This window comes from Marinomonas foliarum (genome assembly GCF_003337275.1).
Taxonomy (GTDB): domain Bacteria; phylum Pseudomonadota; class Gammaproteobacteria; order Pseudomonadales; family Marinomonadaceae; genus Marinomonas; species Marinomonas foliarum.
The window spans coordinates 15774-28214 of the sequence record NZ_QPJQ01000025.1 but is presented as its reverse complement, the minus strand read 5'-3'; the positions used below and the strand labels follow the sequence as shown (position 1 = coordinate 28214).

Sequence of the window (12441 nt, the reverse complement as noted above, 5' to 3'; positions counted from 1 at the left end):
ATGCAGCGTTCAGTGAGCGAATTGTTAACCCCACGCAACATTGAAGTTCAGGAACTAGGCAATACTCGCGCTAAAGTTACACTGCAGCCACTAGAACGTGGTTTTGGTCATACTTTGGGTAACGCGCTACGCCGAATTCTTCTGTCTTCAATGCCAGGTTGTGCGATTGTTGAAGTTGAAATCGACGGTGTATTACATGAATACAGCGCAATCGAAGGGGTTAAAGAAGATGTAATTGAAATTCTTCTTAACCTGAAAGGAGTTGCGATCGCTCTACACGGGCAAGATGAGGCAACTCTTACTTTAAGTAAAAAAGGTCCTGGTATCGTAACAGCTGGTGATATCCAGTTGGTTGCTGATGCAGAGATCGCTAACCCAGATCATGTTATTGCGCACTTGGATGATACTGCAGAGTTAACTATGCAAATCAAAGTCGCTCGTGGTCGTGGTTATGAGCCTGCTGATGCTCGTGTTGCTGGCGACGATGAGACTCGTCCAATTGGTCGCTTGCAGCTGGATGCCTCATTCAGCCCTGTTCGTCGTGTGGCTTACAGTGTCGATAATGCTCGTGTAGAGCAACGTACAGATTTGGATAAGCTTGTTTTAGACATCGAATCCAATGGTACAATCGATCCTGAAGAAGCAATACGTCGCGCAGCGACTATTCTACAACAACAAATCGCTGTATTCGTCGCCCTTGAAAGCGAGAGTGAAGCGCCAGTTGTAGAAGAAGAGGATGAGATTGATCCAATTTTGCTACGCCCGGTTGATGATCTTGAATTGACCGTTCGCAGTGCTAACTGTTTAAAAGCAGAGAACATTTATTACATCGGTGATTTGATTCAACGTACTGAGGTTGAGCTTCTTAAGACGCCTAACCTAGGTAAGAAGTCGTTAACTGAAATCAAAGATGTTTTAGCACAGCGTGGTTTGTCTTTGGGAATGCGTCTAGAAAACTGGCCACCAGCTAGTTTAAAAGACGATAGCAAAGTTCTAGCTCGCTAGGTCATTGTTCCCTGACCACCGTAGTTTGGTAAGGAATGTAAAATGCGTCATCGTAAGAGTGGACGTCACTTAAACCGTACTAGCTCACATCGTAAAGCGATGTTTAAAAACATGGCTGCTTCTTTGTTCGAACACGAAGTTATTAAAACTACGTTGCCGAAAGCTAAAGAATTGCGTCGTGTTGCTGAGCCGTTAATCACATTGGCGAAAGTTGATTCTGTTGCGAATCGTCGCCTTGCCTTTGCTCGTACTCGTAGCAAAGATGCAGTAGGTAAATTGTTCTCTGAACTTGGTCCTCGTTACCAAGCTCGCCCTGGCGGTTATGTTCGCATTCTTAAATGTGGCTTCCGTACAGGTGACAACGCACCTATGGCTTATGTTGAATTGGTCGATCGTCCAGTGACAGAAGCTGCTGAGTAATATCAGTTTGTAATATAAAAGCCGAGCTATTAGCTCGGCTTTTTTTTGCTCAAAATAAACCGAAATTCAGAAACAAAAAAAACACCCTATGGAATGCAGTTCCATAGGGTGTTTTTTTTATAATTAGCTTAACTAGTTGAGCATTGCCTTAAGAAAGCGCCCAGTATGTGATTTGTCTGCCATGCCAATTTCTTCTGGAGTGCCTTCTGCAATAACATATCCTCCGCCACTGCCGCCTTCTGGGCCTAAGTCGATAATCCAATCTGCTGTTTTAATCACGTCAAGGTTATGTTCGATAACAACGACTGTGTTGCCATGGTCTCTGAGGCGATGGAGAACTTTAAGCAATTGTTCAATATCTGCAAAGTGAAGGCCAGTAGTCGGTTCATCCAAAATGTATAGTGTTGTACCTGTGTCACGTTTGGAAAGCTCTTTTGCCAATTTAACGCGCTGAGCTTCACCGCCTGAAAGCGTTGTGGCTGCTTGACCAAGGCGTATATAGCCTAAACCTACATCCATTAAGGTTTGAAGTTTTCTAGCAATAGAAGGCACTGGATCAAAGAATTCGCGAGCATCTTCAATGGTCATTTCTAAGCATTCATGAATGTTCTTACCCTTGTAGTGGATTTCTAGGGTTTCACGATTGTAACGTTTGCCTTTACAAGTATCGCATGGGACATAAATATCAGGGAGGAAGTGCATTTCAACCTTTATGACACCATCACCCTGACAGGCTTCACATCGGCCGCCCTTGACGTTAAAACTAAACCGTCCTGGTTTATAGCCACGTGAGCGTGATTCTTGTGTGGCTGAGAATAACTCCCTCATCGGAGTGAAGATGCCTGTGTATGTCGCAGGGTTTGATCTTGGGGTACGACCGATAGGACTTTGATCGATATCCACACACTTGTCGAATAAATCTAAACCTTCTATACGATCGTGCGGTGCCGGCTTTAATGTCGTTGCGCCATTAAGTGCCGTCGCTGCAAGTGGGTATAACGTACCGTTAATAAGTGTTGATTTGCCTGAGCCTGAAACACCGGTAATGCATGTCATTACACCGACAGGAATAGTTAGGTCAACGTTGTTCAGATTGTTCCCTGTTGCACCAATAAGCTTGAGGTACTGCTTATCTTTAGCTTGATGACGTATAGCCGGAATTTCAATTTTGCGTTGACCGGTTAAAAACTGTCCTGTTACTGATTCAGGGCAATCCATGATGTCTTGTGGCGTTCCGCTGGCAATAATTTGTCCACCGTGAACGCCAGCGCCTGGGCCTATATCGACAACAAAATCCGCTACGCGAATCGCATCTTCATCATGTTCAACCACAATGACTGTGTTGCCTAGGTCTCGTAAGCGAGTTAGGGTGGCAATTAAACGTTCATTGTCACGCTGATGTAAGCCAATTGACGGTTCATCAAGAATGTACATGACTCCCACTAGCCCTGCGCCTATCTGACTGGCTAATCGTATTCGCTGTGCTTCGCCTCCTGAAAGAGAATCTGCTTTTCTGTCTAGTGTTAGATAGTCTAGACCGACATTGACTAAAAAGGTCAAGCGGTCGCGAATTTCTTTTAGTATCTTTGAAGCGATTTCCCCGCGTGCGCCAGGAAGCTCAAGGGTTTCAAAATACTTTAAGCATTCAGCGATCGGATAGGTCACTACTTCCGGTAAAGTTTGTTCTGCAATATAGACGTTACGGGCGGATCTGTTTAGTCGTGAGCCATGGCACTCAGGACAAGGCTGAACACTGATGTATTGTGAGAGGTCATCACGCACACTATCGGATTCTGTTTCATGGTAGCGACGCTGTAGGTTAGGAATAACACCTTCAAACGCATGTGATCGTGTCATCTTGTCGCCACGTTCGTTTATATAGATGAAATCTATTTTATCTTTGCCTGAGCCTTGCAGAATTCGCTTTTTGAAATCACTAGGAATGTCTTTGTATTTTGCTTCAATGTCAAAGTCATAGTGTTTTGCTAGGGCGCTAAGTTGTTGATAGTAAAAAATACTACGTCTACCCCAGCCGCGTATTGCACCTTCGGCAAGAGTGAGTGTTTCATCTTGAATAATTCTATCTGGATCAAACATTTGATGAGTGCCTAAGCCATCGCAGGTTTGGCAGGCACCATTTGGATTGTTAAAAGAAAATAGACGAGGCTCTAGCTCGGTTAAGCTGTATCCACAAACAGGGCAGGCGAATTTACTAGAAAAAATATACTCTTCTTTTTCGTCATCCATGTTGATGACTTTGGCGATGCCATCGGACAAGCCGAGACAAGTTTCAAATGACTCAGCCAAGCGAAGCTGAAGGTCAGAGCGTACCTTGAAGCGGTCAATGACAACTTCAATAGTGTGTTTCTTATTTTTTTCTAATACTGGTGCATCGTCCAAATCTACAACAATGCCATCGATGCGTGCACGAATGAAGCCTTTAGACAGTAGGTCGCTAATGGTATGTAAGTGCTCACCTTTTCGATCCTTGATAATGGGCGCAAGCAACATCATCTTGGATTCTTCAGGCAGCGATATAACTTTATCAACCATTTGTGATATGGTTTGCGCCTCTAGTGGTTCGCCATGATCGGGGCAGCGAGGCTGACCTGCTCGGGCAAATAACAATCGTAGATAATCGTAGATTTCTGTTATGGTACCCACTGTTGATCGTGGGTTGTGAGATGTGGATTTTTGCTCGATGGAGATGGCAGGTGAAAGACCTTCTATGTGGTCTATATCTGGTTTTTCCATCATGGACAAAAACTGTCTAGCGTATGTTGAGAGTGATTCTACATAGCGACGTTGTCCTTCAGCGTATAGAGTATCGAACGCGAGAGAGGATTTACCTGAGCCGGATAGGCCAGTAATCACCACAAGTTTGTCTCTTGGGATGTCTAGGTCCACATTTTTTAAATTGTGAGTGCGGGCCCCGCGTATGGTAATGGTATCCATGTGTCTCCAATGTGAAGTCGATCAACAGAAGAAATCTGCCAGTAAATTAAATAACTGTCTATTTTTACAGTAGTTGAAATGGAGCTTCAACGGTATTTTTTGTAAAATTGACATCTTTTTTCCTAACCTTCAAAGTTAAACGGTTAAAACCTCTTTATGGATCTACTCGAACGCCGCTCAGTTTCCGCTTTAGCGCTGATCTATTTATTCAGAATGTTAGGCTTATTCCTCATTATGCCCGTCATCAGTGTAGCGGCTGATGGGCTATCGGGAGCGGATGCAGCTTTAATAGGCACCGCGATCGGTATCTATGGCCTTACACAGGCTAGTTTACAGATTCCAATGGGCATGTGGTCCGACAAAATTGGCCGTAAACGGGTTATCGTTATTGGTCTTTTGTTGTTTGCCGTGGGGAGTTTGATTTGTGCTAATGCTAATGACATTACGACGTTAATAGTAGGGCGAGCGGTTCAGGGTGCTGGAGCTATTGCCAGTACCTTAATGGCCTTATTAAGCGATGTAACCAGAGAGCAAAATCGTACCAAGGCTATGGCGTTAGTTGGTGTCAGCATTGGCGCATCTTTTATGTTGTCCTTGGTTTTGGGACCATGGCTATTTGCTCTAATTGGTCTTTCTGGTCTGTTTTATTTGTCTTTTGCATTATCTTTACTGGGTATACTCTTGATCATTTTTGCTGTGCCGAATATCGTCCAGCATACCTTTCGACGTGATACAACACCAAGTCTTACCGCTTTAAGTTTGGTTTTGAAAGACTCAAAGCTGCGCTTTCTTAATGTGAGTGTCTTGTTGCTGCACGCAAGCTTGACAGCTATGTTTGTGACGGTGCCAAGCTTATTAATTCAGCAGTTTGATTTACCCTTATCCGAACACAGTTTGTTATACTTGGCGATCATGGGTTTTGCCTTTGTTGGTATGTTACCATTAGTGATTATTGCTGAATCAAAAGGCAAAATGAAAGGCGTTTTAATTGCCGTATTAATTTTGTTAGGGTTAAGTGCAATCGCATTGCAGTGGGCGCCTTATCTGTGGATTTTTGCTGCCTTACTGTGTGTGTATTTTGTTGGTTTTAATTCATTAGAAGCGGTTTTGCCATCTCTAGTGAGTAAGTTGGCCCCTGTAGGGTATCGCGGAACGGCCATGGGGGTGTTTTCTACCCACCAATTTATGGGGTCGTTTTTAGGTGGTATTGGCGGAGGCTGGTTGTTACAGCATCATTCTAATGGTGGTATTTTTTGGGTAGTCGGTGTTGTATTTTTGGCTTGGTCTCTCGTTTGTTTGACTCAGCCAGCACCTCGTCAATTGAGTGGTTTGGCGTTTAGTTTACCTAATATGAATAATGAAGAAATAGCAAAGTTAGCGGATCAACTTGCTGAAATCCAAGGAGTGGAGGGCATGCAAATTTTTAAAGATGAGCAAACTGCTTATCTGAAAGTCGATAAAAAAATATTAGACAAAGATGCGTTGATGCGATTAGCCCCGCAAGTGCGTCTTTAAAACACCTTATTTATTTTTTAGTTGGAGAAAAGCCTCATGGCACGTGGAATAAACAAAGTCATCTTAATCGGTAACGCAGGCAATGATGCTGAAGTGCGTTTTATGCCGTCAGGCGCTGCGGTTGCGAACGTTAACCTAGCGACAACAGAAAGCTGGCGTGACAAGCAAACAGGACAAATGCAAGAACGTACAGAATGGCACCGTGTGTCTTTTATGGATCGTGGTAATTTCCGTCTTGGGCAAATTGCGGGCGACTTTATTAAAAAAGGCTCTAAAGTATACGTAGAAGGGTCGTTGCGAACTCGTGAGTGGGAAAAAGATGGTGTTAAACGTTATACGACTGAAATTATAGCGAATGAAATGCAATTGTTAGACGGTCGTGGTGACAACGCAGGTCAGCAAGGTGGCGGTTACGATTCTATGCAGGGCGGTGGCGGTTATGGCCAAGCGCCACAACAGTCTGCGCCTCAGCAAGGTGGTTACAATCAAGCTCCTGCTCAACAACCAGCTGCACCAGGTGGATTTAATCAGCCTCAAGGTGGCGGCTATGGTCAAGCACCGCAACAGGCTGCTCCTCAGCAGGCAGCTCCTCAGCAGGCAGCTCCACAGTCTTTTGGTAGCTGGGGTAATGCACCACAACAGGCACCAGCGCAAGCGGCACCACAGCAACGCGCACCGCAGCCAGCACCTCAACAGCGTGCACCGGCTCCTGAGCCAAAGCCTCAGCAAGCGCCAAACTTTGACGACTTTGATGATGATATCCCGTTCTAAAGCTGACATGTTTTACGACCATTAAAGTAATAAAGGCTCCTTTTAGGGGCCTTTATTGTTCTATAGTGGTGTGCTAAATATGACGAGTAAATCAAAGAGGGTTTAGGTTGTGAACGACGAAGATGAAACGTCTTTGTTCGCGCAAGAAGTGGCGGGTATTAAGCCACTTAAAAAAAGCGAAGTGTATCTGGGTAAGAAAGGTCCTCAGGTCGATTTCTCCGCTCGCCAAAAGGCGGCGTTGATCGCTAAAGAGGCGGACAGAAATCATTTGTCGCAAGACTATGTTGAAAAAGTTGAACCAAATGATGTGCTTGAATATAAGCGATCAGGCGTGCAAGACGGTGTCTTCAAGCGTCTCAGGCAAGGGAAGTATGGAATAGAGGCGCGCTTGGATCTGCACCGACATACTGTCGCTCAGGCACGAGAGCAGGTATTTCAGTTTGTTGATGATTGTATGCGCAATGACATTCGTGTTGCGATTATTGTGCATGGTAAAGGTGATCGTACGCCAGATCCTGATTTTCGAGCCATGATTAAAAGTCATATTAATAAGTGGTTACAAGAACTTGAAACGGTTATGGCGTTTCATAGTGCACAGCGTCATCATGGCGGTTTGGGGGCTGTGTATGTGCTGTTTAAAAAGACGGAAAAAGCACGTTTAGATGATTGGGAAAAACATCAAAAACGTTAGCGTACGGCGTCGTCTTGTACGTGGAATTACGTTAGTTCGTGCAGTAAAAGCCATGTTTTTGTTATAATCACGCCACTTTGCTGTCTTGGACTTATGTTGTCTTGAATGTATCCAAACTGCCCCAAAATAATGTAATTATCGTATTCTGATTCTATCGAGGTAGAGAATGGCAAATAGCACCGCGCACCATCCTGCATTTACGTTTCTTCGCAGTGAGTTTATCGATGCTCTGAATGTGACAGTTCAAGAGTTTGAGCACACAGTTACGGGCGCTAAGCATTTTCACATCGCGTCTGAGAATGACGAAAATGTCTTTTTAGTTGGCTTAAAAACCGTGCCAACTGATTCGTGCGGCGTCGCGCATATTCTCGAGCACACTGTATTGTGTGGTTCTGAGCGTTTTCCTGTACGCGACCCATTCTTTATGATGATTCGACGTTCGTTGAATACCTTCATGAATGCCTTTACCTCTTCCGATTGGACGGCTTATCCGTTCGCCAGCAAGAATAAGAAAGACTTCCATAATTTGTTGGGCGTGTATCTGGATGCGGTGTTCTTTTCCCGTCTAGATGAACTGGACTTTTCTCAGGAAGGTCACCGCCTAGAGTTTGCAGAGCCAGATAATGCAGAATCTGAATTGACCTTCAAAGGTGTAGTATTTAATGAAATGAAAGGCGCGATGAGCTCAACGACATCTGTCTTGTGGCAAACGCTGACCAAATACTTGTTTCCGAATAATACTTACCATTTCAATTCGGGTGGTGAGCCATCTGATATCCCTGATTTATCTTATCAAGATCTATTGGCCTTTTACCGCACCCATTATCATCCTTCGAATGCGGTCTTCATGACCTTTGGTGATATTCCTGCTGAAACACTACAAGCCGAGTTTGAAGAAAAAGTACTAAGCCGCTTTGAGCGTTTAGACGAGCAAGTTAGTGTGCCGAATGTGAAGCGTTACTTTTCTCCTATACGAGTGGAGGAAGGTTACGCAGCAGATGAAGTGAAAGAAGATGGTAGTCATGTGGTTGTTGGTTGGTTATTGGGTGAAAGTACCGACTTAAATCAGCAGTTCGAAGCACAATTGCTGTCTAGCGTTTTGCTAGATAACAGTGCTTCGCCTTTGATGCGTGTATTAGAAAATAGCGAACTTGGCCGTGCGCCATCTCCTCTGTGTGGCCTTGAAGACAGCAACAAAGAAATGAGCTTCATGTGCGGATTGGAAGGTGTGAAGCGTGAAGACGCAACGAAAGTAGAAGCCTTAGTTTTATCTACACTGGAAAGCATTGCAGAGAATGGTATCCCACAGGATATGGTTGATGCCATGTTACACCAATTGGAACTAAGCCAGCGTGAAGTCGGTGGTGGTAGCTATCCATATGGTTTGCAATTGATTCTGGCTGGTTTGTCGACGGCCGTACATGCCGGAGATGTGATTGCCCAGCTTGATCTTGATCCTGTTATCACTGTGATGCGAGAGAAAGTACAAGACCCGCAATATATTCCGAGTTTGATTAAAAATTTGTTGTTGAGCAATGCGCATCGAGTCACGATCACATTGAGCCCTGATGATGCACTAGAAACGCGCCGAAATCAGGCTGAGAAAGATCGTCTTAGTCAGATTAAAGCGGCCTTGTCTGATTCGGATAAGCAACAAATTATTGATCGTAGTGCTGCATTGAAAGCCCGTCAGTCGCAAATTGATGACATGAGTATTCTACCAAAAGTAGGCCTAGAAGATGTGCCTGCGCGTTTGCCTGAATATGAAAATGAGAAGGTGATGGGGGATTTGCCTATTACTTTCTATCCGCAAGGTACAAACGGTCTGGTTTACCAGCAGTTAGTGATTGATCTGCCTGAGCTGGATGCAGAAGAAACGGAATATTTGCCTTTATTCTCTTCAATGATGACGGAGTTGGGCATTGGCGAAGCGGATTATCTTGCTGTTCAAGAGCGTCAAGCTCAAGTCTGTGGCGGCTTAGGTGCCTCTAATTCGATTCGTGCCACCATTAAGGACCGTCAGGACTTGAATGGTTATTTCATCTTGTCATCGAAAGCCTTGGTGCCAAACGTTAAAGCCATGAGTGAATTGTTGAAAGACACTATGCTTAATGTACGCTTTGATGAAGCAAGTCGAGTTAAAGAGCTGGTGGCTCAGCGTCGTGCTCGTCGCGAACAATCTATTACCGGTCAAGGTCACTCGTTGGCTATGACGGCGGCTTCTAGTGCGATTTCTGGTTTGGCTGCGCAACAAGAAAAATGGAGTGGCATGTCTGGCATTCGTTCTGCGATTGCGCTGGATGATGCGATGAAAGCAGACAGTAACACTGTTGAAAACGTGTTGGCGCTTTTCAAGCGTTTGCATACTAAGTTGTTGCAAGCGAAGAAACAGATTTTATTGGTTGCAGAACCACAGCATGAAGCGAATGTCTTGAGCGAAGTTCAGACCGTTTTTGCGGATCTACCAGTGGGTATTGCGCAGACTCCATTCTCAATGGCTCCAGTAGACTCTAAAGTGAATGTCGCTTGGTTGACATCGACTCAAGTGAACTTCTGCAGTAAAGCATTTCGCACTGTCTTTGGTGAGCACCCTGATGTTGCTGCATTGACTGTGCTGGGAGGCTTCTTGCGTAATGGTTTCTTGCATCGAGTGATTCGCGAGCAGGGTGGTGCTTACGGTGGCGGTGCAACGTTTGATGGCAGCACTGGCTCGTTCCGCTTCTACTCATACCGTGATCCGCGCTTGACTGAGACCTTGTCAGACTTCGATGCTTCTATTGAATGGATGCTAAATGAAGAGCACACAGAAGGTGCGCTTGAAGAGGCTGTTTTAGGTGTTATTGGTTCAATGGACAAACCAGGCTCGCCTGCGGGAGAAGCGCAAAGCGACTTCTATGTGCAGTTGCATGGCCGTAGTTTGGCCTACAGAGAAGCGTTCCGTGCTAAGGTTTTGGCGGTAACGGTTGAGCAACTACAGCAAGTGGCTAAGACATATTTAACAAAAGAAAATGAAAACGTCGCGGTAGTAACGTCTACATCAAAACGTACGGAACTCGAAGCGTTAGGGTTTGATATCCAAACCCTTTAAAAATAACTTGATAACAAAAATATAAAGCAGTTTTTACTGACGGAAAATTAAATGGATCAGTTTCACGATATACGCCCATACAACGACGATGAGGTCGCCGAGGTGTTGAACAATTTGGTTAACACGCCAGATTTTATTAATACAATTATTGGTTTTCGCTTTGCTCAATGGCCTAAGTTTTTAAAAGTGCCTTTGGCCTTTGCGGTTAAGTTGGCTTTAAAGCGTCAAATTGCCAATATCTCGAATGTTCATGAATTTCAGATGCGCGTTGCAAGCTATATGGAACGCATGATCAAAACGACAACAACGAATGTTGAATACCGAGGCATTGAAAAACTAGAGAAAGGCGTAGGTTATTTGTTCTTGTCGAACCACAGGGACATCGCTATGGATCCGGCTTTTGTCAACTATGGTCTGTATCTAGCAGGGCTGGATACGGTACGCATCGCCATAGGTGACAACCTGTTGCGTCGTCCTTTTGTGTCTGACCTTATGCGACTTAATAAAAGCTTCATTGTGAAGCGCTCGGCGAATGGCATTCGCGAAATGATGGCTGCGTTTGGTCAATTGTCTTCTTATATCACCGAATCGTTAACGAAAGATCAGGCTAATATTTGGATTGCTCAGAAAGAAGGTCGTGCCAAAGATGGCTTGGACCAAACGGATCCTGCGATCATAAAAATGTTTTTCATGGGGCAGAAGAAAGAGAAAGTGCCTTTTCCTGAGGCGATGGCAAACTTGAAAGTTGTCCCGGTTTCGATTGCTTATGAATATGATCCATGTGCGTTTGATAAGGCGCGTGAGTTGCATCAGAAATCAACCACCGGGAATTATGAAAAAGCCGAATTTGAAGATATCGATAGTATTAAAAACGGTATAGTCGGCCAAAAAGGCAAGGTGGTAGTGACTTTTGGTGATGTCATAAAAGATGGCTTTGAAACTCCCGAAGAGTTTGTTGCAGAGGTGGATCGCCAAATTATTACTCATTACGCGATTCAGTCCTCGAATGAGGCTGCATTGGCATTACAGCAAGGCTTACCTAGTTCAGACAGTGCATTCAAGAGTTATCTTGAGCGTTGCCCTGAGAACCTAAGGGAAACAGTGTTGGCAATGTATGCAAATCCATTGAAGCAACAGCAAAAATATCTGAACAAATAAACATAGGGAGTAAGCTGTCAATGAATGCATGTGTGTCGGTAAGGTCTTGGATCGGCTCAATAATTTTCGCCTTTTATTATATGGTGTCCACTATTCTATTTGGTGTGCTTGCACCTTTCGCAACGGTTTTATTGCCAAAGAATTATCGCCAGCCAGTGCTGAACCTTCATAACAAAGGTCTGTTGTTTGTTTTTCGAGTGTTTTGCGGTGTGAAAGTTGAGATTATTGGTTTAGAGCATATTAATAAAGATCGTCCTGTTGTGTTGGTGGCAAACCATCAAAGTGAATGGGAAACCTATGTGCTGCAAGTGTTAATGGCACCTGTATCGACGGTTCTGAAAAAAGAGCTTTTATCTGTTCCTTTTTTTGGCTGGGGCTTACGTATGGTTCAGCCTATTGCCATTGATCGTTCCCAGCGTACGAATGCGTTGAAGCAAATTATCAGTCAGGGTAAAGAGCGTTTAGATGATGGTCGTTCTGTGCTGATTTTTCCAGAAGGAACGCGTATTGCTCCAAATAAAGAGCAAGCATTCAATAAAGGGGCGGCTATGCTTGCAACGTCTGCTGGAGTACCTATTCTACCTGTTGTGCATAACGCTGGTTATACTTGGCCTGGAAAGAAGTGGCGTAAGTATCCAGGCTCAATTCGCGTAGTTATTGGCCCTATTATTGAATCCGAAGGTAAGAAAACGTCTGCATTACATGATGAAATGGATGTGTGGATGAGGGCAGAAATGGCGAAGCTGCCTAAAGGAAATGACTTTTTGTTTTAGTTAAACTTATGTGCTGAATTGAAGTCATAAAAAAAGCCGCATCAATGATGCGGCTTTTTTAGTTG

Annotated in this window: 9 protein-coding genes; 8 read left to right on the top strand and 1 reads right to left on the bottom strand. The window is 44.3% G+C overall.

The features are described from left to right. Positions 1 to 1005, top strand: a complete 1005-nt coding sequence (locus DFP77_RS12960; RefSeq protein WP_114412694.1) for a DNA-directed RNA polymerase subunit alpha — start codon at positions 1 to 3, stop codon at positions 1003 to 1005. A 42-nt stretch (positions 1006 to 1047) separates the two neighbouring features. Continuing rightward, the gene (rplQ, locus tag DFP77_RS12955) at positions 1048 to 1425 is read left to right on the top strand and encodes a 50S ribosomal protein L17 (protein ID WP_113918294.1); all 378 of its coding nucleotides are present in this window, start codon (positions 1048 to 1050) and stop codon (positions 1423 to 1425) included. 132 nt (positions 1426 to 1557) lie between these two features. Here rplQ and uvrA read toward each other — a convergent pair whose 3' ends face one another. Then, on the bottom strand, positions 1558 to 4380 hold the full coding sequence (gene uvrA / locus DFP77_RS12950; protein WP_114412693.1) for an excinuclease ABC subunit UvrA: 2823 nt from the start codon (positions 4378 to 4380) through the stop codon (positions 1558 to 1560). A 156-nt stretch (positions 4381 to 4536) separates the two neighbouring features. Here uvrA and DFP77_RS12945 point away from each other — a divergent pair, with 156 nt between their 5' ends. The 6 genes from DFP77_RS12945 (at position 4537) to DFP77_RS12920 (ending at position 12376) form a co-directional block, all read left to right on the top strand. Then, complete coding sequence (locus tag DFP77_RS12945) at positions 4537 to 5895, top strand: MFS transporter (RefSeq protein WP_114412692.1); 1359 nt, start codon at positions 4537 to 4539, stop codon at positions 5893 to 5895. Positions 5896 to 5931: 36 nt separating this feature from the next. Next, complete coding sequence (ssb, locus tag DFP77_RS12940) at positions 5932 to 6666, top strand: single-stranded DNA-binding protein (protein WP_114412691.1); 735 nt, start codon at positions 5932 to 5934, stop codon at positions 6664 to 6666. A gap of 109 nt (positions 6667 to 6775) precedes the next feature. After that, a complete protein-coding gene (gene smrA / locus DFP77_RS12935; protein WP_114412690.1) occupies positions 6776 to 7357 on the top strand; it encodes a DNA endonuclease SmrA in 582 nt (193 codons plus the stop codon). 166 nt (positions 7358 to 7523) lie between these two features. Then, on the top strand, positions 7524 to 10445 hold the full coding sequence (locus tag DFP77_RS12930; RefSeq protein ID WP_114412689.1) for an insulinase family protein: 2922 nt from the start codon (positions 7524 to 7526) through the stop codon (positions 10443 to 10445). Between the two features lie 51 nt (positions 10446 to 10496). Next, positions 10497 to 11603, top strand: coding sequence for a 1-acyl-sn-glycerol-3-phosphate acyltransferase (locus tag DFP77_RS12925; protein ID WP_114412688.1), 1107 nt, complete (start codon positions 10497 to 10499; stop codon positions 11601 to 11603). 32 nt (positions 11604 to 11635) lie between these two features. Then, complete coding sequence (locus tag DFP77_RS12920; protein ID WP_258861161.1) at positions 11636 to 12376, top strand: lysophospholipid acyltransferase family protein; 741 nt, start codon at positions 11636 to 11638, stop codon at positions 12374 to 12376. The last annotated feature ends 65 nt before the right edge of the window (positions 12377 to 12441 follow it).